The following is a 23838-nucleotide window of genomic DNA, read 5'->3' on the forward strand; positions in this document are numbered from 1 at the left end:
AGTTGCGGGCACTTGGCCCCTTGCAATCGGAGGCTGGAAATGCATTCTTATTACATCATGAAAGCTCGCTCCCGTTCTGGAGCATGATTTCGAAACCGCAAATGCAGTTTTGGATAATATTATGGCTCTGACACTCAGTAAGCGGGACGGCGCGGCGTGCTTTTGGATTGACCCTTTAAGATCGTATGATTGAAATAAAAGGGAGGGACCGGCAAACCGGTGGCGCAAAGACGCTGCGATTTGACCGGCATGGGTTGTTTGGGGTCATCGGGAAAGCGAGACCTCGCAAAGGAGAAAAAGAATGAATCTCAAGCTTCTGTCCAGCGTGGCTTTTGCCGCTACACTCGGCTTCGCCGGTGCCGCTTATGCGGACATCACCGTTGGTGTTGTTGCACCGCTCACAGGTCCGGTTGCTGCTTATGGCGATCAGGTCAAGAAGGGTGCGGAAACCGCTGTTGAAGTTATCAACGCAAATGGCGGCATCAAGGGCGAAAAGATCGTTCTAAAATTTGCTGATGATGCTGGCGAACCAAAGCAGGGTGTTTCGGCTGCTAACCAGCTGGTCGGCGAAGGCGTCAAGTTTGTCGTCGGTCCTGTCACCACCGGCGTTGCAATTCCTGTTTCCGATGTTTTCGCTGAAAACGGCGTTCTCATGGTGACACCAACGGCAACTGGCCCTGACCTGACCTCTCGCGGTCTGGAAACCGTGTTCCGCACCTGCGGCCGCGATGACCAGCAGGCTGACGTGATGGCCGCTTACTTCCTGAAGAATCTTAAGGACAAGAAGGTTGCTATCGTCCACGATAAGGGCGCATACGGTAAGGGTCTGGCAGATTCTTTCAAGGCTGCCATCAACAAAGACGGCATCACGGAAGTTCAGTATGATTCCGTTACGCCGGGCGACAAGGATTTCAGCGCGCTCGTATCCAAGCTGAAGGCTGCGGGCACCGAAGTCGTTTACTTCGGCGGTTATCATGGTGAAGGCGGCCTTCTGGCCCGTCAGCTTCATGATGCAGGTCTGAATGCGCTGATCCTCGGCGGTGAAGGCCTTTCCAACACTGAATTCTGGGCAATTGGCCAGAAGAATGCTGAAGGCACGCTCTTCACGAACGCTGTTGATGCAACCAAGAACCCAGCTTCCAAGGAAGCCGTCGATGCACTGACTGCAAAGAACATCCCGGTTGAAGCATTCACCATGAATGCATACGCCGCTGTTCAGGTTCTTGCAGATGGCATTGAACGCGCTGGCACAACGGAAGATACCGCAGCTGTTGCTAAGGTTCTTCGCGATGGTCAGCCAATTGAAACAGTCATTGGCAAGCTGACCTATGGCGAAACGGGCGATCTTTCTTCGCCAAGCTTCGACGTGTTTAAATGGTCGGATGGTAAGATCGTCGGTCTCGACTGATATTTAATTTAAGATTAATGAAAACGCCGGGGTTTAACTCCGGCGTTTTTTATTTGTGTATGTCCCGCTCGCTATTTCAGGATCCGGAAAAGCCAAGTTCAGTCTCAATGGCCTCAAAGCTTTCATCCATTGGATAAGCCGGGCTAAATGGAATTCCGAAATGCCCGTAAGCGATTGACATCTGACTTTCTGCTTTGCGTTCGCCGCCTTTGGAAACCGCCGCAATATAGAGAGCCGCAGCAAGTCCAGTTCTGTCCGATCCAGCTTTACAGTGAATGAGAATTGGTTTTTCTGCATTCTTCATCAGAGTAATAAGTGCCCGCATCTGCTCTGCCGTCAGTTGTCGGCTCGATGACATTTCATAGTTCGTAAGATGAATGCCCAGCACTTTTGTTGCTGCAACTTCGTCATCATACCATTTTGAACCGGGCTCGGCACCGCGTAGATTGATGATCGTCTTAATACCGTAAAGCGTCTGAAGCTGGGCGATGCGCAAGGGATCGGGCTGGTTGGAACGATAGGCTTGTCCGGCAACGATCGTATGGATATTGCCTTTATATTGGATCGTTACAAGATAACCGCCAAGAAACCCAACGCCGATCAGTGCGGCCAGTCCTATAAGACGGAGATTAGTCAACAAAAACACATTGTTTATTTTCAATAGACTCATTTGGTTTCTTCAAAATAGGGAGCTATTTAAATATACAAATCTATTTTTTAATTTTATTAAAATAAAGATAAACTAAAATTGTGACTTAATGTTGACAGTTGTTTTTTCAAAAATAGGATTTTTCATGAGTATAAATAACGCTGCTCTATAAGCACTTGTCGTTCTAAAGGAATTCAGTTTTCGTCAAAAAGGCTATCCGATGGTAAGTTTCGGTTAACCATGCTGGTGTAGCATTGCTGTATCAAAAAGGAACATCTGGCGGAGCAGGTTTGATGCAGCGCTATAGATTTGACGACAAAAAAGTTTTGATCGAAGCAATAGTCGAGCTTCTTAATCGTGGCGTCGAGCCGGACGAGTTGGATCTCGTATTGAGCCGGATTGGTCCGGTTGATCTCGATCTGATGCGGCAGTGCTTGATCGAAGTCTGGGAATATAATCATCCAGCGCCGATTGAGGCGCCAATGGCAGCTTGAACGACCGGAACTTTACCGGGAAGTGTCATAAACCTGATATGAACAGATGCTAATTCTGCTCTTGTATCGGGAATTCATTCGATAATGTGTCCACGGATGTACTGGCGCAAAATCAGAATGGAAGCGGAAGGTCGGGTTCAGCCCGGCCTTTTTCGTTTTAAAAATGCGCTTGTTTTGCTGATGCCGGAAGAGTGTTATTTCAGTCTTTCATCATTTGCAGCCGGTGCTTGAAAACCTCTTCTCGGTTTTTCGAATAGGCTTTAATGTCTGGCGGCATTCTGTGAGGAGATAATCAATGCTGCGCCATATCGTTCTTGTGAAGTTCAGGTCTGAGATTCCAGCCGCGGAAATCGATGCAGCGCTCGATCAGGTTGCGGCATTGCGTGAAAAGATTGATGGCATTGTTGCAGTGAGCGTTGGTGCGAATATCAGCCCTGAAGCATTGGAAAAAGGCTTCCGACACGGCTTTGTCGTGGACTTCACCGATGAAGCAGCGCGCAACGCGTATCTCACGCATCCTGACCATGTGGCGGTCGGTGGAAAGCTTGTTGAGCTCGCAGAGGGCGGGATCGATGGGATATTGGTGTTCGACTATAACTGCTAAGTCAGTTTTATAGAACAAGCCCGCCGACGCCCATTCTCCCCAGATCGTTCGCGCTGAGTTGCATTCCTGCCATCAGACGATCCAGTATCCAGTCAAGACTATTCTCGCGTGCGCTTCTTGCTGAGCCCGGGGCTACGACGATATATTTGTCGCCTAGCTTTGCCAGCACAAGAAGATTGCCTGGATCAACCGGAACGCCCATTCGCAGGATTTCGCCCCCGCAATTGATGATTGCGCGTGGAACAATGTCTGCCTCATCAGCAATGGATGATGCGCTGAAGATCAAGATGATATCGCAATCCTTGGCAACTTCACGGATTGAAGAAGACAGCGCCGTTTGCTCATGAGCAACGCGGTGCTCCACTGACACGGAACCCTGATTTCGCTCTACGCGACTGGAAATCAGATTTTTGGTTTTCTCGAATATCGTTTCACGTATCGACGGCAGTCGGGATTGTATAAGGCCGATCCGCGTGGCGCGGAATGGCCTGACATCAATTGCTTTGCTTTGATGTCCCTGTAGCTTTTCAATCAAGACTTTGGGAATGGCAAACGGGATAATTTTGACAGTTGCCACCATTTGACCGCGTTCAACGCGGCAATTATTATGCAATGTCGCAATTGAAATGCGGGGATCAAGCAGATTGATTGCATCAATGTCGCTAACATTGGCGTGGAACAGGCCAGCATGCTGGGCGAAAAGATTGACGCGTCCCGCAATCGACGGACCAGCATTAAGATTTTCTGAAATCAGCAATTTACCGACTGCAAGCGCTGCTTCATTCTCGCCGAGATCATCTTTTTCGAGACGAGCTGCGAAAATATGCGTGAGGCCATGATGTTTCAGAACCGCAATATGATCCGACGTAAGCAGCGTGCCTTTCCGAAAATTGTGACTGCCTGCGGCAATTGCATAGCCAAGCACTGCGCCCTCAGTTTCTTCAATTGGCCAATTACCAAAAATCATGCATGTCCCGTTGGTTTAGAGCCCATCCCGAAAAGTGGGAACCGGTTTTCGGACCAAGATGTGCGTTCAAACAAATGATTAGAGCGCCGATCTGATTTAATCAGATCGAAACGCGCTCTAGTTCCTGAAAGTTGAAACTATAGCATCTAAACGCAGACTGGAATCGTTCTGAGTCCAATTTGCGATGGATTCCATAGAATTATTTGGCGGCGGTGTATATATACGGTATTGTATGTCTTGGATTTTGATATGCTTAATTTACAAGATCCAAAATAAGCATAGATAATATTCATTAGACTTGATGTATTCTTCTTAACAAATTTTCCTATTACCGTTAATCACAGCCAGTTTATCGCTGAATATCGTATTGAAAGTTTCGATTTGAACTTGTAGAGAACCGCCAATCGCAATTGGCTTGTCCAATATGATTCCGAATGGGTCGATTATGACTCTTCAAACCCATGCAGCCGCGACATTTCGATCCAATACATTTTTGGTCTGGCGCGTGACAAACGGGATTATTCGTTATATCGGTACTTTTGAAATTTTCAGAATTTACCGAAATCTAGAAAATGACGCATGCACCAGAGTTGACGCTCTGCGTGCAGGATGGAAAGACAAATGAAACACGGCACCCCCCGGACGATCATTTCGTTCGCCGTCTTGGCCCTCACGGCGTTTCTCGCCGGCTGCGAGAACCAGGTCCTGCTTTCTCCGAAAGGAGAGGTTGGTATGGCAGAGCGCGATCTAATTTTATTTGCGACCGGCCTTATGTTGCTCGTCGTGCTGCCGGTCATTGGTATGACGCTTTACTTCGCATGGAAGTATCGTGCCACCAATGAAAAGGCGGAATATCTGCCTGACTGGCACCATTCAAACAAAATTGAGGCTGCGGTCTGGTTGATCCCTGTGGTCATTATTGTCGTTCTCGGCACAGTGACGTGGATATCAACACACAAGCTTGACCCTTATCGCCCGCTTGTTTCCGATGTGAAGCCGATCAACGTCGAAGTTGTTGCGCTCGACTGGAAATGGCTGTTTATCTATCCGGATCTTGGTGTTGCATCGGTCAATGAAATGGCGATGCCGGTTAATGTGCCTGTCAACTTCAAGCTGACCTCCAGCAGCATCATGAACTCCTTCTTCATTCCAGCACTCGGTAGCCAAGTCTACTCCATGCCGAGTATGCAGACGAAGCTTCATCTTGTTGCTAATCAGGAAGGCGTTTTTGACGGTATTTCCGCCAATTACAGTGGTCAGGGCTTCGCGCAGATGCGCTTTAAGGCGCATTCGCTCAATCAGGCTGATTTTGACAAGTGGATTGCTGATGCAAAGGCTTCCGGTCAGGAACTGTCGCGTGATCGCTATGCTTCGCTGGTTCAGCCAAGTGAAAAGGCTCCTGTTCAGTACTTTGCTTATAACGACAAGGCGCTGTTTCATAACATCGTCAATCGTTGTTGGGATGGCAAGTCGGTCTGTATCGACGATATGATGCATCAGGAACAAATGGTGCGTGAAGCGCGCGCAGATTTGCGCAAGTCTTCTCCCGTCGATTTCAGCCAATGGGCAAACGATATTCTTTGCCTGACGCAGCCGCAGCGTATGACGCAGCTTGAAAACTGATATGTCGATGCAATTTAAGTCCCGGATGAAGTCCCCGGGGCTTGAATTGTCGATCGCACTCCAATCGAAGTAAGAATAGAAATGTTCGGAAAACTTACGCTCGAAGCGATACCCTATCACGAGCCGATCATCATGGTCACACTGACCGCGGTGGCTGGTGGAGCGCTCGCTATTCTCGCAGCCATTACCTACTATAAAAAGTGGGGTCCTCTCTGGAATGACTGGCTGACATCTGTTGATCATAAACGCATCGGCGTGATGTACATTATTTTGGCTTTCGTGATGCTGTTCCGCGGCTTCTCGGATGCTGTGATGATGCGCGCTCAGCAGGCTATCGCCTCCGGTGCCAATGAAGGCTTTCTGCCACCACATCACTACGACCAGATTTTCACGGCTCACGGCGTGATCATGATTTTCTTCGTGGCGATGCCGTTCATTGTTGGTCTCATGAACTTCGCTGTACCGCTTCAGATCGGTGCGCGCGACGTTGCTTTCCCTTACCTCAATTCGTTGAGCTTCTGGCTGACTGTTGCAGGTGCGATTCTGATTAACATTTCGCTCGGTGTCGGTGAATTCGCAAAGACAGGCTGGCTGGCTTATCCGCCGCTTTCCGGTATTGAATTCAGCCCCGATGTCGGTGTTGATTACTATATCTGGGCTTTGCAGATTTCCGGTATGGGTACGCTTTTGTCGGGCGTTAACCTCATCACGACCATCATCAAGATGCGTGCACCGGGCATGGGCATGATGCAGGTTCCTGTCTTCACATGGACCGCACTTTGCTCGAACGTTCTGATCGTGGCTGCGTTCCCGATCCTGACCGTTACGCTCGCGCTGCTTTCACTTGACCGTTATCTGGATTTCCACTTCTTCACCAATGACGCTGGTGGCAATCCGATGATGTATGTGAACCTGATCTGGATCTGGGGACACCCCGAAGTCTATATTCTGGTTCTGCCATGCTTTGGTGTGTTCTCTGAAGTTGTTGCAACTTTCACCGGGAAGCGTCTGTTCGGCTACACATCAATGGTCTACGCCACTGTTGCCATTACCGTTTTGTCGTTCCTCGTCTGGGTGCACCACTTCTTCACCATGGGTGGTGGTGCAAGCGTCAACGCCTTCTTTGGTGTCGCAACCATGATCATCTCGATCCCGACCGGGGCGAAGGTCTTCAACTGGCTGTTTACCATGTATAAGGGACGCATCCAGTTCACGACACCCATGTACTGGACCATCGGCTTTATGTGCACTTTCGTTGTGGGTGGTATGACAGGCGTTCTGCTTGCTGTTCCGCCTGCAGATTTCGTATTGCACAACTCGGTGTTCCTGATCGCTCACTTCCATAACGTAATCATCTCGGGCGTGCTGTTTGGTTGCTTTGCCGGTCTCATCTACTGGTGGCCAAAAGCATTTGGCTTCAAGCTGCACGAAGGACTGGGCCGTAAGGCATTCTGGTGCTGGCTCGTTGGCTTCATTATGGCGTTTATGCCGCTCTACGTGCTCGGTCTGATGGGGATGACCCGTCGTCTCAATCACACAGAAAATCCGGCTTGGCATATCTATCTGATCATTGCCGCTGTTGGTGTTGCGATTATCCTCTGCGGTATCGTCTTCCAGGTTCTCCAGATTATGATCTCCATTCGTGATCGCGAGAAACTACGTGTCGTTGATGGCGATTCCTGGGGTTCGGGACGTACATTGGAATGGTCGATTTCGTCGCCTCCACCATTCTATAACTTCGCTGAAGTTCCACATGTCCGTGACCCTGACAGCTGGTGGGATATGAAGCAGAACGGCTATGTTCGCCGTACTGAAAAGTTTGCACGCATTCACATGCCAAAAAATACTGGTACGGGCTTCATCATTGGTGTGCTCTGCATTCCTCTGGGCTTCGCATTGGTGTGGCATATCTGGTGGTTGGCAATTGCGGCAGCCGTCGGTGTTTTGGCAGTTGCGATCGCCCACTCGTTCAACAATGACAGAGACTATTATGTCTCGGCCGAAGAAGTGCAGCGCGTTGAAGATGCATATACCCGGCAACTGAATGCTCAGGAGGTCTGATCCATGAGCGCTACTTACTACAAAGTTGGCCCGTTCAAGGGTGGCAACGAGCATCCGGCTCACGAAGATCATCATGATGCAGGGTCGACCACACTGGTCGGCTTCTGGATCTACCTGATGAGCGACTGCGTTCTCTTCTCGGGCCTTTTTGCAACCTATGCCGTTTTGGCGCATCAGTTTGCGGGCGGCCCGACCGGCCGCGAGCTGTTCGACCTGTCGTTCGTGCTGACAGAAACGATGATCCTTCTGGCATCGTCGCTGACCTATGGTCTGGCGACCTTGTCGATGTACCGCAACAATCGCGCAGGCGTTTTGTTTTGGCTGGGCGTGACGTTCGTGCTCGGTGCAGCGTTTCTTGTTATGGAAATCTATGAATTCCATCACCTGATCGTTGAAGGCGCGGGCCCAAGCCGCAGTGCATTCCTTTCAGCTTTCTTTGCGTTGGTCGGAACCCACGGTCTGCATATTACTTCGGGTCTGATCTGGATTCTGGTGCTTTCTGCCCAGCTTCTGCGTGATGGCCTGACTGAAAAGAACCGGACGCGCGTGATGTGCTTGAGCCTCTTCTGGCACTTCCTGGACATCATCTGGATTGGCGTCTTTACCCTTGTCTATCTGCTGGGTGTATTGTGATGAGCTCTGGACACGAAACACATGATCAAGCCGCACATGGCAGCCTGAAGTCGTACCTGATTGGTTTGGCTCTTGCGATCGTTCTCACCATCGTTCCGTTTATGCTGGCGATGAATGGTTACTTCACACCGGCGACGACCGCAGCGATTGTTATCGGTATGGCGGCCGTTCAGATCGTGGTGCATCTGGTTTACTTCCTGCATCTTGATCCGAAGTCGGAAAATGGCTGGAACATTCTGGCACTCATTTTCACGGTCATCATTTTGGCCATCGTGCTTGCTGGCTCCATCTGGGTCATGCATCACCTCGATACCAACATGATGCCGATGTATATGACACCGGATGATGCGCGTAATCTGCCATAATTGAATTTCGGAAGGCTGGTTCCGGCTGGCCTTCTGATCGCCTGAAACCTGGTCTGACGGCCCGGTTGCGCGGCTTTTCCTCCCTCTCCCCCCTTAAAAAGCCGCGTAGCGCCCTGGTTCCCTCCAGGGCGCTTTTGTTTGATGTATTAGAGGAAAGTAATTGAGATTCGATTTGAGTAAATTTCTATTAAAATGATTTATACTTCGAAATAAAATTTTAACTGTGACTTTTTTCTATAATGTAAGAAAATAATCTGCCATGATTTTGGCAATATTTGATTTTATTTCTTATCTGTATTAATGTTGTTATTATTGATTTCTTTAATAGCTTTTTGATGGCATTTTTGGAGAAATGTAAATGTATTTTTTGGATTCTCTGCCTCATAATAAAATTGTTGCAGCAGTAATTTTTACTTCCGTATTGGCTGCTCCTGTTGTTGCGTTGGCTGCGCCTGCAATCGTTACTGCAAACGTCAATGTAAGGGCTGGACCAGGAAGTAATTATGGTCGGCTTGCTTTGCTACCCGCTGGTATCGGTGTTGATGCTGGCCCTTGCCGCGGCTCCTGGTGTCAAATCCGATCGAGTGGGATTCGCGGGTGGGTATCAGCGCGCTTTCTAAGTTTCGCTCGTTATGTGCCTGGCCCCAATTATCCAGGATCGCGAAGCACCACCGTTATTATTGATGGTGGCGTCGAAGACGAGTGGGGACCGGGTTGGTATCCTCGTTGGGTGCCGCGTTGGCACCCTCATCGGCGTCCTCCTGTGCGTCCGGGATACGACCCTTACCAGCCAGATCCTGTGCCGGGCTATGATCCTTATCGTGATCCCGGTTCGTCGCCGGTTCCACCGATTGCTCCCCCAATTGGACAAGGTGTGAGTCCTATGAGGCCTTCGTATCTAAAGCGGCCGGATCAATTTGGGGGTGGACATTTGCCGAATACGCGTCCGCCTAATTCTGGGCGTTAAAACCAAAGCGTAAGCAGAGAAGCCTCTTAGTCTTACGCTTTTAGTTAACATTGTTTGTTTTCAGGTCATATCCTCCCCGCCTAAACATGACCTGATCCGCGGCCTGCCAGAGTCCCTCCCTCTGGCGGGCCGCAATTATATTGCGATTTTTTTATATTAATCTTGTCCACTTATTAACGCTCCATTGACTCAATCTATTCAAAATAGGGCATATTTGACTTTAGGGCTTGGATCGCTCTTTGGGTTGGCTGTGAGGGCTTTTTGTTAAGGCTGGTCATGACGCGCAAAGCACTGCATCTGGGTCTGAAATGTCAAAACGCATCGGGTTGAAGCTTGGTCTTCCTGCCGCACTATGTTAATCCCTGAATCGTCCTGGGATTTGGGGGAGGACGAGGCGCTGCCCAAGCGGTCGTGAAATTGCAACCGGACAGTATTGTGTATGACTAGGCGTAACAGGACGATACAGGGAAGAAGTTTGATTGTACTCGCTTTGGCGGTGCAATTTGCTTCCATGACGGTTTCGCCTGCTTTGGCGTTTGAGATTTTTGGAATTCACCTTTGGGGTCAGAAGAAAGAAACCGATCCCGACATTATTGATCCCAAAAGCTACACGGTCGAAGTCACGACTTCAGGCACACGCAAAAATGCTGACGGTAGCGATGCTGATCTGAAATCTGTAATTGATGGCGCATCCGGGCTCGTCTCCGATGAAGGAACGCCTGCATCTGGTTCGGCGGGGCTTTTAGCAAAAGCGCGCGGTGATTATCGCCGCATTCTCGCAGCGCTTTATGGCGATGGTCGCTACGGCGGAACGATTTCCATCAAGGTCAATGGACGTGAAGCAGCGGATATTCCCGCCGACACCGACATTCCGAACAATGCCAAGATTGATATTTCAGTTGATCCGGGCCCGCAGTTCCTGTTTTCCCGCACGGCGATTTCAAATATCGCGCCGCCATATGCGGATAAACGCAACAAAATTCAAACGCCGGAAGAAGCTGGCTTTGCGCCGGGTGAGGTTGCCCGATCGACCACAATCCTCAAGGCTGAGCGACTGGCGGTTGAGGCTTGGCGACAGCAAGGCTATGCAAAAGCGAAAATCACTGGCGAAGACATTGTTGCTAATCATGATGGCGATACGGTTGCCGCGGACGTTTCGCTCGATCCGGGTCGCAAGGCATTTTATGGTCCGGTCAGTGTCGTTGGCACTGCACGTATGGACCCGCAATTTGTGGCCTGGATGACTGGCCTTAAACAAGGCAAGCAATACAGCCCTAAAGACATCGAGGACGCCAAGAAGCGTCTTGGCCGCATGGAGGTTTTCCGTGCGATGAGTTTTGAGGAAGCGGACCAGATTGAGCCGGATGGCAGTCTGCCGATGACCCTTAATGTGCAGGAGCGCGCACCCCGTCGGTTCGGTTTTGGTGCCGAATATTCGACGCTCGATGGTTTCGGTGTGACCGGTTACTGGATGCATCGCAACCTGTTTGGCCGCGGCGAGCGACTGCGCTTCGATGCCAAGGTCAGTGGCGTTGGTGGCTCGCAGGATAACTCGTTCGATCCAGCCAATTACACTTACACCCTCGGTACAAGCTTCGCGAAGCCCGGCATTTATACCCCGGATACGGACTTTGTGGCAGCACTTGATGCGAAGCGTGAAGTGCTTGACGCCTATACGGAAACGTCGGTGAATGCGAAAACCGGCTTTACGCAGATATTCAGCGACGAACTGTCCGGTGCGCTTTATGCAAAAGCCAGCCATGGCCGCTTCGATGACGATTATTTCGGAAAGCGCGAGTTCACGACTGGTGGACTTGAAGGCAACCTTCTTTACGATGGCCGTAACAACAAGCCCGATCCAACGTCCGGACTTTATGCAGAAGGCAATATTCAACCCTTCTATGAATTCCAGCGGGGCAACTTCGCGACGCGTTTCACTGCAGAAGGCCGTGCTTATTACGGCTTTGGCGCGACGGATCGCGTTGTTCTCGCCGGTCGCGTGAAACTCGGTTCTGTCGTGGGTGCGGATATTGCCGATCTTCCGCCAAACCAACTTTTCCTTGCGGGCGGCGGCGGCTCTATCCGTGGCTATTCCTATCGCAGCATTGGTGTCAAAACACCGACCGGCGAAACAATCGCGGGGCGATCACTGGTTGAAACCTCGGGTGAAGTCCGCACACGCGTCACCGACTCCATTGGTGTCGTTGGCTTCGTCGACGCAGGCTACGTTGGTGAACAATCCTATCCTGACTTTTCGGAAGAGATGCGTGTCGGCGCGGGTCTTGGTCTGCGCTATCTGACGGGGCTTGGGCCGATCCGTCTCGATGTCGCTCTTCCGCTTAACCGCCGCTCGGGCGATCCGAGCTATGCATTCTACGTGGGCATAGGACAGGCGTTTTGACCAGATTTCTCGCACTTCTCGCCTTCATCCTTTTCGCAATACCTGCCGTAGCCCAAGAGCAGCAGCAGGAAGAGGAAAAGTCGTATTTTATTTCCTTCGTGGAAAGTAAACTTTCCGCGCCAAACCGCCGTATCCAGTTTTCAGGCTTAAGCGGACTTTTGTCGTCTGAGGCAAGTGTTGCCCAGATTACCATTGCTGACCGCGAAGGCGTGTGGCTGCGCATTGAAAATGCGAAACTTAACTGGAGCCGCACGGCGCTGTTTACAGGTCGCCTGAGCATTCAGTCGCTGGTTGCCGAACGTATTGATCTGATCCGCAAGCCATTACCGGATAACAGTTTGCCGTCGCCAGAATCGTCGAGTTTCAGCCTGCCGGAACTGCCGCTGTCGATCAATATCGATAGCCTTGATGTGGCGCGTCTCAAATTCGGTCCGGATATTTTTGGACTGCAATCGGAAGTATCGCTGAATGGCAATCTGTCGCTTGCCGATGGGTCGCTGACTTCTGCCTTTGACATTAAACGTCTTGATGGTCCGGGCGGTAATTTTGCGCTGCGCGCCGCCTATGCCAATGCTGATCAGAAGCTTGATCTCGATCTGAAAGTCACTGAGCCTGCCAACGGTATTGTTGCCAATGTGCTTAATATTGATGGTCGTCCGCCGGTTGATCTGACGCTGACTGGCAAGGGCACACTGGATGATCTTAAGATCGATTTGGCGCTTGATACCAATGGCAGTCGCACGTTGACGGGTGGTTTTACACTGGTGCGTCAGGCTGATGGCAGGGTGTTTGCGACGCAGATCAATGGTCCTATCGCCGTTCTGGTGCCGCCAGCGTTTCGCGATTTCTTTGGTGCTGAAACAGCGCTTTCCGCTAATGGTCTGCTGAAAGATGGCGGTGGTTTCCGTCTCGATGATCTGTCGCTCAACAGTGCTGCACTGAACGTCAAAGCCTCGGCTGAGGCCGGAACGGATGGCTTTCTGAACAAGCTGCGCGTTGATGCGAATATTCGCGATGACAGCAAGAGTGAGGTGCTTTTGCCGGTCAAGGGTGGTGAGACAACCATCAATAATGCCACATTGCAAATCGCTTACGGCGACCGACCCACCAATGACTGGACCGGCAAGCTTGCTGTTTCTGGTTTCAAGAATGCGACAGTTTCCGCTGCCAGCATTGCGCTTGATATGGGTGGTATTGCTGAAAATCTGAACGACGCGGCCAACCGCCGTGTGACCTTCGATGTGAAGGGCGGTGTCAGCGGAATTGATGCAACCGATGCAAAAGTTGCCGAGGCACTGGGCGATAAAATTGATCTCGCGATTGCAGGTGGCTGGCGCGCTGGAACTGCTGTCGATCTGGCAAAAGCTGCAATCCAAGGCAATGGCCTCAGCCTGGAACTTAACGGCAAGATTGATGACTTCGCGTTCAATGGCGATATCGCAGCCAAGGTCGCAACCCTTGCGCCTTATGCAGCGCTCGCCGACCGCGATCTTGCTGGTAGCATTGATGTGAAAGCATCGGGCACGGTCAGACCGATCAGCGGTGCCTTCGATCTTAATCTTGATGGCAATGCGCAGAACATGCGCACGGGCACGGAAGCGGTCGATAACATTCTCAATGGCGATGTGAAACTGAGCGGCGGGATCGCCCGGAGTACACAGGGTTTCTCAGCGCGTAATTTCCGCATTGGCAATGAGTTGAGCGAAATTACCGCAAATGGCTCTTTTGCGTCCGACAAAGCCGATTTTGATTTCGGCGTCATGCTCTCTGATCTCAAGCTTTTGTCTGACAAAGCTTCGGGCCGCATGACGATCAAGGGGAGTGCGCGCGGCGACGACAAACTGATTGCTCTGGCATTGCGTGCGGATGCGCCACAGGGAACGCTGGCGGATCGCAAGCTCACCGAAGGCGCACTTGATTTCAATGCGCTGCTTGATGGGAATGCCACAACGGGCGCCTCGCTGTCGGGCAAGCTTACCGGGAACGCATTCCTCAATGGCCAGAAGATCGATCTTGCTACGCTGATTGATATTGTGAACGACGAGAAGCATTTGACCGATTTGGTGTTTAACGCAGGTGGTGCGCATCTTTCTGGCAATATTACGCAGAGTGCAAAAGGTCTGCTGGCAGGCCAGTTGAAAGTCGATGCGCCGGATATTTCCACAGCCGCAGCACTTTTCCTTGCCGATGCGACTGGTTCTGCCAACGCCAATATCACGCTTGATGCCACTGGCGAACGCCAGAACGCGAGCGTCAATGCCAAGGCCAATGACCTTAAAATCAACGGCAATCATATTACATCGGCTGATATTGCGCTCACCGCGCAGGATCTATTCGGTGTGCCGGTTGTAGATGGTACAGCGAGTGCGCGTGACATTCTGGTTGGTACGTTCGGCATCGATAATTTTGACGCCAAAGCCAATGCAACCGGCACAAAGACTGATTTTACGGCCAGCACCAAGCTCAAGATTGGCACGCTTGCCAATGCTTCTGGTTCGCTTGAGCCGAAAGATGGTGGATTTGAGCTGGCGCTTACATCTGCCGATGTGAAGCAGGGAAACCTTGCGGCAACGCTTGCTGCACCTGCTACCATTGCCATGAAGGGAAGCAACATCTCCTTTGGCGATATTATCGTCAATACGGGCGACGGACAGGTCAAGGTGAATGGTGCGGTTGGTGACCAACTTGATCTTTCGGTTGCACTCTCCAATTTGCCGCTGGCGCTTGCCAATACATTCAAGCCCGAGCTTGGCCTTGGCGGCACGCTTAATGGAACGGCGCGCGTTACAGGCACCAAAGATAATCCGAATGCAGCATTTGACATCACTGCGCGTGGTGTGACTGCTGCTGAACTGAAAAATCAGGGCATTGCACCGCTTGATGCGGACGCCAAAGGCACCTCGGATAACAATCGTCTCAACGTCGATGCCCGTATAACAGGCGGCGGCGGTATAGATGTCAGCGCCAAGGGTGCTGTGCCGCTTGGCAAGGGCGATCTGGCCGTTGATGTTAATCTCGCCAACCTGCCGCTAACGGCATTGAACGGCGCAGTAAAAGGTCAGGATCTGGCGGGTAACGTGACAGGCACTGCGCGCGTGACTGGCCCGTTGACCAATCCGGCGGCGCAGTTCAATCTGCGCGGAGCGGGTCTTGCGGCTAAGCCTCTGCGCGACAATGGCCTTGCGCCAATAAATGTGCAGACAGCTGGCAATTACGCAGCAAAGACGGTCGATATTTCGTCGCTGACGCTTGAAGGTCCGCAGGGTCTCAATGTCACTGCGAATGGCAAGGTGCCGCTTTCGGGGCAGGGCCTTGGTGTCAATGTTTCAGGCAGCGTTCCGCTGGCTCTCGCCAATCGTTTCCTCGCTGATCGTGGTTCACAAGCAAGCGGGACGCTGTCGCTGACCGCAAGCGTTTCAGGTGGTTTCGACAAGCCACAGCTGCGCGGCATGTTCTCGACATCGGGTGCACAGTTCATTGATCCTGAAACAAACCTTCGTCTGAACAATATCAATGTCATGGGCGCGATGGAGGGTGAAACCATCACGCTTCGTCAGGTCAATGCAGCCTTGGGCGGTGGCGGGTCGGTTTCCGCAACTGGCACAATCTCAACCAATGCGGCTGCCAGCTTCCCCGCGAATATCGATATCAAGTTTGACAATGCGCGTTATGCCGATGGCAAACTGGTAGCAGCGACCGTTAATGGCGGCATTTCCATCACTGGCCCGCTGATGCGTGATCCGTTGATCGCTGGTCGCATTGATGTTGAGCGCGCAGAAATTACCGTGCCGGAAAATCTGGGCGGTGGAGCAACTTACGTTCCTGTGCAGCATATCAATACGCCAAAGAACGTACAGATCACGCTTGATCGCGCCAAGGTCGAAACGCGCAAAAGCAGAGTGCCTGTACCAACCTCTCGTCCAAGTGTTCCGCGTCTCGATGTTCTGGTGAATGCGCCAAATAAGATTTTCGTGCGGGGCCGCGGTCTTGATACAGAACTGGGTGGGCGTGTGCGTCTGACTGGTCCGATCACCAATATCCAGCCAGTGGGTTCTTTTGATCTGATACGCGGCCGTATCAGTATTCTTGGTCAACGCATTACGTTTGATGAAGGTACTGTCACGCTTGTCGGCGATCTTAATCCGCAGATCAATTTTGTTGCGCGCAGTGAAGGCGATAACATCACTGCAATTGTAACGGTCACAGGTACGGTTGATAATCTTAACATCGTCTTCTCGTCTTCGCCGGAACTTCCACAGGATGAAGTGCTGGCGCAGCTGATCTTCAAGCGATCCATTGGCGAGTTGTCGGCTTTCCAGATCGCGCAGCTTGCAGCTGCTGCCGCAGAACTGGCTGGTGGTTCAAATAACTCTCTGATCAGCAAGCTCCGGCAAGGCACGGGGCTGGATGACATTGATGTCGTGACGGACAGCAAGGGGCAGACCGCCGTGCGTGCAGGGCGCTATATTCGCGATAATATTTATCTGGGTGTGGAAGCGGGTTCTGCCGGAGCGACCAAGGGGACCGTCAATCTTGACATTTCGCGTAACCTGAAGATCAAGGGCGCGGTTGGTTCCGATGGGGATTCCAGTGCTGGTATCTTCTATGAAAAGGACTATTGATCCATCATGCGTTTGCAGTTTGAACGGCCGGGAGTGATCCCGGCCTTTGTTTTAACTATAGCACGGTAACCATTTTTCTTAACGTTTGCGCGAGTTGTTTAACGCTTCCTCAACCATAAGGACGCAAATTGTCAAAATGATCAGAAGGCATTTTGCCAGTTGTTTTGAGTTAGGCGATTTGTATGTCCAAGTTGACTGAGAAATTAAGCCGCCGCCATTTTCTGCTTGGCACAGGGGCCGCTATGCTGGGCGGCGTTGCAGGCTGTTCGCAAACCATGGACATGTCGGCGTTTCAGATGAATCTGGACCCGATGTCGACGGGCGGCATCACGCCAATGCGTCCGCAAATCAGCGTTGATAAGAACATCACGACGCCGGATGTGATGTATGCGGCGGTGCAGGAGGGCCAATATTCGCTTCCCGCTATTCCATACCAGAAAGTACCGAAAGAGTTCCGCCGTCAGATTGTCCCTGATCCGACAGGGCAGGCACCGGGAACCATTGTTGTCAGTACCAAGGATCACTTCCTTTATTATGTTCTGCCTGGCGGCGAAGCCTTGCGCTATGGCGTCGGTATCGGCAAGGCAGGTTTTGAATGGTCTGGGCGTGCCAATGTCCAGTACAAGAAGCAATGGCCACGCTGGACGCCTCCGCCGGAAATGATCCAGCGCCGACCTGATCTTGAAAAATACCGCAACGGTCAGGAACCGGGACCACAGAACCCGCTGGGTGCACGAGCGCTTTATATCTTCCAGAATGGTCGCGACACCGGCTATCGTATTCACGGCTCACCGGAATGGTGGTCGATTGGTCAGTCGATGTCGTCGGGCTGTATCCGCCTGATGAATCAGGACATTATCGATCTTTATAATCGTGTTCAGGGACAGGCGCCGATCATCGTTGGATGATCGGTTCGCCCACGTTAAAAAATTAGAGCGCGTGCATTCCACAATGCACGCGCTCTAAAGTTTTCCGGGCTGACTGGAGGCGTTGCGCCCGGCCGGTTCTGTGTATTCTTATTCGTAATGAGCTGGCTTTGTCGCTGTGTCAGCAAAAGCAACCAGGCGCGATAGCTCCAGTTTCACGCTGTCGACCGATGCGTGCATTGAAGCAGGCGCAGTGGTGTCCTGTGCCATTTGTGTGGATATGGCGGGCATGGCGAAGGCTGAAGCTGTGAGTGCAATGGCTGCTACAAAGCCGAGGCGTCGTTCTGTTCTGACCTGCATTTTCGTTCTCCTCGTGCCGCTTTTCGCGGCCTCAATCCAAGTTAATTTCCGTGCTGCGTTTTCGGCTCAGTGAAAAGTCGCGCGACGGGAAATGTTCAAAGCACTGTCGATGGCATGGATGGGTATTGGCAGCAAAGTCTGTCCGAAATCCGCCAAAGTGTCGGCGAAACTGCGGGCCGCATCGGCTACATCAAGGCTGCGGCGTTTACAGGCAATTGCTTCAAGACAGGTATCGAGCAGCAAACCATCCTGATTCTGGATGCCTGAGATCAATCCGAGCGTCAGACACTCTTCGCGGCAGACATGGTGCGAATCGAATGGAAAGGCGCGCAACTGGCAGCTTGCACAATGGTGCAGCACACGGATGAACTGGGAGAGTTCGCCCACGGCCCGCTTTGCTTCTGATGCGCCAAGCAATTCCGAATAGAGGCCCCAGGTCATTTCCCAGGGAATGATCGATCCGGTTTCAAAACCGGCGGTCCAGCGGCGATAGCCTTCAAGCACCAGCTTTTCAGGAAGGCGGTCATAATAGCCGACACTGTTGGCGCCATTCAGCTCAGAAATACGCATATTCATGTGCGCCTCCATTCAGAGGTGCGCGCACGTGCGCAGTCTTTCTGCTTTTGTTTCGCGAGGCGTTCTGTTTCCCCTCGCGCATTACAATATCCGGTCGGCAAAAGATGCAACTGCCACGGCAATCCATCCACATTTGCGGACCGGCACTCATTGAGACCGATCATAAGGTCCTCCAATCGAACGGGTTCAAGGCCCAAACATCAAAGGCTGCACAAAATAACTCTGCTGCATAAAAGCTGTAAATTGATCTGGAGTCAATTACTCAGCTTTTATAAAAGTGAATTATTTCAATAGTGTGGAATTATTCTAGACTATTAAAGTCATGTTTATAGCTATAAACGAAGAACGCAACCGCTACAACGGGGTAGCGGTTGCGGCAAACGGGCGCATAATGCACGGAGAGAGGCGCGTTATCGCCCTAAGTGATCGATTAATGTTTCGAGTGATCTTCCGACTTGCCGCTTTGCGGGGTCACAGGGAATTCCAGATCAACTTTCCCAGCCTTTTCAAATTCCAGCGTCGCCGAAACCTTGTCGCCTTCCTTGTAAGGATGGTCTGGCTGAATGAACATCAGGTGGTAGCCACCGGATTTTAGCTCGACCGTTTCACCGGCCGGAATATCCAGACCATTTTCAAGCTTGCGCATCTTCATGACCTGATTTTCCATGGTCATTTCATGGATTTCAACGCGCTTAACGCCGGTTGTCGTAACGCCAATCAGCTTGTCGGCGTTTTTGCCGTCATTCTTGATCGTGAGGAAACCGCCAGCAACCTTGGCACCCGGAACCATCGCACGGATGGAAGGGCCGCTGATGCTCAGATCGCCCGCTTTGGTTGGTGCCATAGCGTGATCGCCATGCGAGCCATGTCCGGCATGGTCATCAGATTCGGCAGCAACGAGAACGCGAAGCTGCGGGGCAGGGTTTTTCAGATCGTGCGGGTTCTGACCATCTGCTGCAATTTCAGTCCATGCAACGGAAGCGTCCGTGCCACAATATTGTGTGACCGGGAAGGAAAGCGTTGTGTCCTTGTCGAATGTGGCAAGCTGGCCGACAACCACGAATTCATCGTAGAAATCGCTCGGCAATTCGCCTTCGCTGAAGGTCACTTGCTTAACGCCAGAAGTCACATCCTTACCGTGGACTTTGTAGCTCTTTGCGTAATCACCCTTGGCAGTTTCAATTTTCCAACCAGCTTTTGCCTGTGGCTGGGCGGAAACAAAACCTTCTGGCAGTTCGATTTTGACCGAGGTTGTCGCTTTGCTGTCGCAACCGTGGGGAATGCGAACGACTGCCTTATAGCGGCTTCCTGCCGTGGCTTCGCTCTGATCAAGCGATGAATGGGCACTGGCCATGCCTGCAGAAGCGCAAAGGGCAAAGAGCGAAATGGCGGATGTCAAAAGACGAGCATTTTTCATTGTAATAAACCTGAATAATCATGTGTCGGGACGCAGCTTTTCTAAGCGCGTGCAGGAAAAGATTGTTTTCAGGCGAAAGGCGGCGCTTGCGGCGGCGCTTGAGGTGGGTAAGTCTGCTGCCTCAGAATTGGTTGTGACGGCGTGATAATATCAGCCGTTGCAATATTGATTGTGGCTCCTGTCGATGGAGCAGGCGCAGGACACAGAAACGCTGATGAAATGCGGCAGGCATCGCAAGCCGTGCTGTTATGCACATGCTGATTGCGATCATGGCCATCAGCATCAATGGCGTGATCCGTTATGCAGAGCACCGGATAGCTGCCATCCGGCAACACATATTCTGCGAGCAGCAATTGTTCAGGAGAAGCGAGGATGACCGGCTTGTGCGCAAAAGCGACGAGCATCAACGCCAATACGCTCAAAATGCGTATTGCCAATGTTGCCCATAACTGGACTGCGCGCCTGTTCAATCCATTGCTCCTTCAGGATTGACCTTATCTATTCCAAGGCAACCGTCTTTGCCAAGCGTCAAATAGAAGCTGATTTATGAGAAAGCGAGCAGAAATCTGATAAGCTGGTCGCCCAATTGCTTATTGATAGCGTCCGCCGCGCTGAATGACCTCGATCTTGTAACCATCCGGGTCTTCGACAAAGAAGAAACGCGCGACCAGCACGTCACCATTTTTGAAGTCCACCAGCTTGCCGACTTTGAAACCCAGTTCAGTGAAGCGGGCATGCTCCTCGGCTAGATCATCGACGACAACGGCGAGGTGGCCATAGCCATCGCCTAAATTGTAAGCTTCGGTGCGACCCTTGTTGATGGTCAATTCAACTTCGAAGTCCGCATCGTCATTGCGCAGATAAACAAGCGTGAAGCTCTCAAAATCGATGCGCTCGGCGATCTTCAGCCCAAAAGCCTGATCGTAGAAGGAAACGGAACGCTCCTCATCAAGAACGCGTATCATCGTGTGGATGGCTTTGGCCATAATGTCACCTGTCTTTATAAAACTCTTTGCTTGGTTCTATTGGCCTTTTGGCTAAAACTGGCTTATCTCAAGACATGCAAAGCGGGCAAGCGCAATGCGTGTTGCAGACGAGGGCTTGCCGCAGACGAGGTTGGAATAATGTCAGGCGTAACGCGTGAACAGGTACTGGAGCGGCTCAAAGCTGTGACAGGACCAGATTTCGAAAGCGATGTCGTGTCGCTCGGTCTGGTGTCGGATATTTTTATTGCTGATTCTAAAGTATTCTTTTCCATCACGGTTCCTGCGGATCGCGCAAACGGGCTTGAACCGATGCGGCTGGCTGCGGAAAAAGCGGTTAAGGAAATTCCCGGTGTATCGGGTGCGCTGGTTACGCTGACGGCGGAAAAGAAAGGTGGTCGCACAAGTGACGATGCGCCACCACCGCCAAAACCACAGCCGCGTCCCACACCGGCATCTCCCCAGCCGCGTCCGGCAGCCAAGCCCGGTATTCCCGGCGTTGGCGCAATTATTGCAGTTGCGTCGGGCAAGGGTGGCGTCGGTAAATCTACGACGGCGGTTAATCTGGCGCTCGGTATGGCGGCCAATGGCCTGAAGGTCGGCATTCTCGATGCTGATATTTACGGCCCGTCGATGCCACGTCTGCTTGGCCTTTCCGGTCGCCCGGAAACGGTTGAAGGCCGGACACTCCAGCCAATGGAAAACTACGGCGTCAGGGTGATGTCGATGGGGTTCATGGTGGATGAGGACACGCCGATGATCTGGCGCGGGCCGATGGTCATGTCGGCGCTCACACAGATGCTGCGCGAAGTGGCATGGGGCAATCTCGACGTTCTGGTCGTCGATATGCCTCCGGGGACAGGTGACGCTCAGCTTACCATGGCGCAGCAGGTGCCCTTGGCGGGGGCAGTCGTTGTTTCCACGCCGCAGGATCTGGCGCTGATAGACGCACGCAAGGGACTTGCCATGTTCCGAAAGGTCGATGTACCACTTCTGGGCATCGTTGAGAATATGAGCTATTTCATCGCGCCGGATACCGGCAAGCGTTACGACATTTTCGGTCATGGCGGTGCGCGTGCAGAAGCGGAACGTCTGAATGTGCCGTTCTTGGGCGAAGTGCCTTTGCATATGGATGTGCGTGCGCATTCAGACAATGGCACGCCGATCACTGCGGTCGAACCGGATAGCGAACACGCGAAAATCTATCGCGATATCGCGCGTAAGGTCTGGGAAAATATGAAATCAGGTGCAGGCGCTGGAAAGCCCGCTCCGGCGATAGTGTTTGATTAATCCAAATAGAAAAGGGCCCGTAAGGGCCCCAGACTGCTGACAAACCCCTGGCGCGAGCTGGGGGTTTATGATTCTCTGGGCCATGTTGAAGAAACCCGCTCCCGAACAGACGGCTCTCGAGATGGTGACACTAGATAGCCTGGTGCCGAAGGATCACCTGCTTCGCAAGATCGACGCGGTGATCGACTTCTCCTTCATTCATGATCGCGTCGCGAGGCTCTACTGCGCCGACAACGGTCGGCCGCCGCTCGATCCGACGCTGATGTTCAAGGCGCTGTTCATCGGCTACCTGTTCGGGGTGCGCTCGGAGCGTCAGTTGGTGCGCGAGATCGAGGTGAATGTCGCCTATCGGTGGTTCTTGCGCATGAAGCTGACGGACCCGGTCTTCGAGGCCTCGACGCTTTCCCAGAACCGTCGCCGCCGCTTCAACGACACGTCCGTGGCGCAGGACATCTTCGATGCGATCGTGGAGCAGGCGATCCGCCATGGCCTGGTGGATGGCACGGTGCTCTATACGGATTCGACCCATCTGAAGGCCAATGCCAACAAGGGCAAGTACGATCTGGTGATGCTGAAGAAGTCGCGAGCCGACTACTGGGCCGATCTCGACCGGGCGATTGAGGCCGAGCGTGTGGCGCACGGCCAGAAGCCGTTGAAGGACAAGGAACGCGAAGCTGAGGTGAAGGAAACCAAGGTCAGTCGTACCGATCCCGATAGCGGTTACATGGTCCGCGACGGTAAGCCTAAGGGTTTCTTTTATCTCGATCACCGCACGGTCGATGGCCGCCATGCCATAATCACTGATACCTATGTGACGCCAGCCAATGTGCATGACTCCATCGTCTATCTCGAACGATTGGACCGGCAGCGTGAACGCTTCGAATTCACTGTCGGCGCAGTCGGTCTGGATGCCGGCTATGCCACGGCAGGCATTGCTAGAGGTCTGGAGGGGCCAGAGGTCTGGAGGGCAGGCAAATCCTCGGCGTGACCGGCTATCGCAGGCCGACCCCGCCCAAAGAGGGGATGGTCGCCAAATCGAAATTCGTCTACGAGCCCGAGGCGGACGGTTATCGCTGCCCTCAAGGCCAGTTACTCAGCTACGCCACCACCGACCGCAACGGCTACAAGCACTACCGCTCGGACCCGTCAGTGTGCTGCGACTGCCCGCTTCTGGCATCGTGCACCGCAAACGCCAAGGCGGAGCGGACCATTACCCGGCATGTCTGAGCTGATGCCCGAGAGCGCACCGACATGAACCGCAAGACGACGTGGGGCAAGGTGATCTACAAGCGGCGCAAAGAGACGGTCGAACGCTCGTTTGCCGATGCCAAACAGCTACACGGGCACCGCTATGCCTCTTTCGCGGTCTCATCCAGGTCAGATGGCAATGCCTGCTTGCAGCGAGCGCCCAGAATATCCAAAAGATCGCAATGGCGATGACGAAAACCCCAAAACCAGCCTGGGGATGAGGGCTCTCAAGCCCACTTCAAACTCCGCCCACCCAGCCCCGAAAACACCATCTGAACACGCACTCCCAAAACACCAAAAACCC

19 protein-coding genes and 1 pseudogene are annotated in these 23838 nt (G+C 52.3%); 13 read left to right on the top strand and 7 right to left on the bottom strand.

All coding sequences use genetic code 11. The features are described 5' to 3' along the window. The first annotated feature begins 301 nt into the window (after positions 1-301). The gene (locus RI570_RS06975) at positions 302-1408 is read left to right on the top strand and encodes an ABC transporter substrate-binding protein (protein ID WP_313827690.1); all 1107 of its coding nucleotides are present in this window, start codon (positions 302-304) and stop codon (positions 1406-1408) included. A 76-nt stretch (positions 1409-1484) separates the two neighbouring features. On the opposite strand, the gene RI570_RS06980 is transcribed toward RI570_RS06975, so the two are convergent. Next, positions 1485-2054, bottom strand: a complete 570-nt coding sequence (locus RI570_RS06980; RefSeq protein ID WP_313828580.1) for a tyrosine-protein phosphatase — start codon at positions 2052-2054, stop codon at positions 1485-1487. A gap of 296 nt (positions 2055-2350) precedes the next feature. On the opposite strand from RI570_RS06980, the gene RI570_RS06985 reads away from it, so the two are divergent. Further along, positions 2351-2551 carry a hypothetical protein gene (locus RI570_RS06985; RefSeq protein WP_313827691.1) on the top strand — a complete coding sequence of 67 codons (201 nt, stop codon included), beginning with the start codon at positions 2351-2353 and terminating at the stop codon, positions 2549-2551. 295 nt (positions 2552-2846) lie between these two features. Further along, entirely contained in the window at positions 2847-3155 is a 309-nt protein-coding gene (locus tag RI570_RS06990; protein ID WP_313827692.1) for a Dabb family protein, read from the top strand. Between the two features lie 7 nt (positions 3156-3162). Here the strand turns inward: RI570_RS06990 and RI570_RS06995 are convergent, their stop codons facing one another. Continuing rightward, on the bottom strand, positions 3163-4122 hold the full coding sequence (locus RI570_RS06995; protein ID WP_313827693.1) for a molybdopterin-binding protein: 960 nt from the start codon (positions 4120-4122) through the stop codon (positions 3163-3165). 621 nt (positions 4123-4743) lie between these two features. On the opposite strand from RI570_RS06995, the gene cyoA reads away from it, so the two are divergent. The 8 genes from cyoA to RI570_RS07030 all read left to right on the top strand — a co-directional run bounded on the left by cyoA (position 4744) and on the right by RI570_RS07030 (position 17702). Next, on the top strand, positions 4744-5745 hold the full coding sequence (gene cyoA, locus RI570_RS07000) for a ubiquinol oxidase subunit II (RefSeq protein ID WP_313827694.1): 1002 nt from the start codon (positions 4744-4746) through the stop codon (positions 5743-5745). 81 nt (positions 5746-5826) lie between these two features. Next, entirely contained in the window at positions 5827-7806 is a 1980-nt protein-coding gene (gene cyoB, locus RI570_RS07005; protein WP_313827695.1) for a cytochrome o ubiquinol oxidase subunit I, read from the top strand. A 3-nt stretch (positions 7807-7809) separates the two neighbouring features. Continuing rightward, the gene (cyoC, locus tag RI570_RS07010) at positions 7810-8439 is read left to right on the top strand and encodes a cytochrome o ubiquinol oxidase subunit III (protein ID WP_313827696.1); all 630 of its coding nucleotides are present in this window, start codon (positions 7810-7812) and stop codon (positions 8437-8439) included. Then, positions 8439-8804: a cytochrome o ubiquinol oxidase subunit IV gene (gene cyoD, locus RI570_RS07015; protein WP_310012700.1), complete on the top strand. Its 366-nt coding sequence runs from the start codon at positions 8439-8441 to the stop codon at positions 8802-8804. The genes cyoC and cyoD overlap by 1 nt, the downstream gene beginning before the upstream one ends. 358 nt (positions 8805-9162) lie before the next feature. Further along, positions 9163-9771: an SH3 domain-containing protein gene (locus tag RI570_RS21660; protein ID WP_409558625.1), complete on the top strand. Its 609-nt coding sequence runs from the start codon at positions 9163-9165 to the stop codon at positions 9769-9771. 439 nt (positions 9772-10210) lie between these two features. Beyond that, positions 10211-12172: an autotransporter assembly complex family protein gene (locus tag RI570_RS07020; protein WP_313827698.1), complete on the top strand. Its 1962-nt coding sequence runs from the start codon at positions 10211-10213 to the stop codon at positions 12170-12172. Continuing rightward, entirely contained in the window at positions 12169-16794 is a 4626-nt protein-coding gene (locus RI570_RS07025; RefSeq protein ID WP_313827699.1) for a translocation/assembly module TamB domain-containing protein, read from the top strand. Before RI570_RS07020 ends, RI570_RS07025 begins: the two co-directional genes overlap by 4 nt. Positions 16795-16976: 182 nt before the next feature. Then, positions 16977-17702: a L,D-transpeptidase gene (locus tag RI570_RS07030; RefSeq protein ID WP_313827700.1), complete on the top strand. Its 726-nt coding sequence runs from the start codon at positions 16977-16979 to the stop codon at positions 17700-17702. Between the two features lie 108 nt (positions 17703-17810). On the opposite strand, the gene RI570_RS07035 is transcribed toward RI570_RS07030, so the two are convergent. The 5 genes from RI570_RS07035 to RI570_RS07055 all read right to left on the bottom strand — a co-directional run bounded on the left by RI570_RS07035 (position 17811) and on the right by RI570_RS07055 (position 20999). Beyond that, positions 17811-18020: a hypothetical protein gene (locus RI570_RS07035; RefSeq protein WP_313827701.1), complete on the bottom strand. Its 210-nt coding sequence runs from the start codon at positions 18018-18020 to the stop codon at positions 17811-17813. A gap of 66 nt (positions 18021-18086) precedes the next feature. Then, positions 18087-18596 carry a hypothetical protein gene (locus RI570_RS07040; RefSeq protein ID WP_313827702.1) on the bottom strand — a complete coding sequence of 170 codons (510 nt, stop codon included), beginning with the start codon at positions 18594-18596 and terminating at the stop codon, positions 18087-18089. Between the two features lie 430 nt (positions 18597-19026). Further along, positions 19027-20013, bottom strand: coding sequence for a DUF1775 domain-containing protein (locus RI570_RS07045; RefSeq protein ID WP_313827703.1), 987 nt, complete (start codon positions 20011-20013; stop codon positions 19027-19029). A 68-nt stretch (positions 20014-20081) separates the two neighbouring features. After that, on the bottom strand, positions 20082-20483 hold the full coding sequence (locus RI570_RS07050) for a hypothetical protein (RefSeq protein WP_409558626.1): 402 nt from the start codon (positions 20481-20483) through the stop codon (positions 20082-20084). Positions 20484-20603: 120 nt separating this feature from the next. Then, positions 20604-20999: a VOC family protein gene (locus RI570_RS07055; protein ID WP_313827704.1), complete on the bottom strand. Its 396-nt coding sequence runs from the start codon at positions 20997-20999 to the stop codon at positions 20604-20606. Between the two features lie 138 nt (positions 21000-21137). Here RI570_RS07055 and RI570_RS07060 point away from each other — a divergent pair, with 138 nt between their 5' ends. Further along, a complete protein-coding gene (locus RI570_RS07060; protein WP_313827706.1) occupies positions 21138-22286 on the top strand; it encodes an Mrp/NBP35 family ATP-binding protein in 1149 nt (382 codons plus the stop codon). An 82-nt stretch (positions 22287-22368) separates the two neighbouring features. Beyond that, positions 22369-23755 (top strand): annotated as a pseudogene (locus tag RI570_RS07065) (IS1182 family transposase). Positions 23756-23838: the final 83 nt, after the last annotated feature.

Source organism: Brucella pseudogrignonensis, from assembly GCF_032190615.1.
Classification (GTDB): domain Bacteria; phylum Pseudomonadota; class Alphaproteobacteria; order Rhizobiales; family Rhizobiaceae; genus Brucella; species Brucella pseudogrignonensis_B.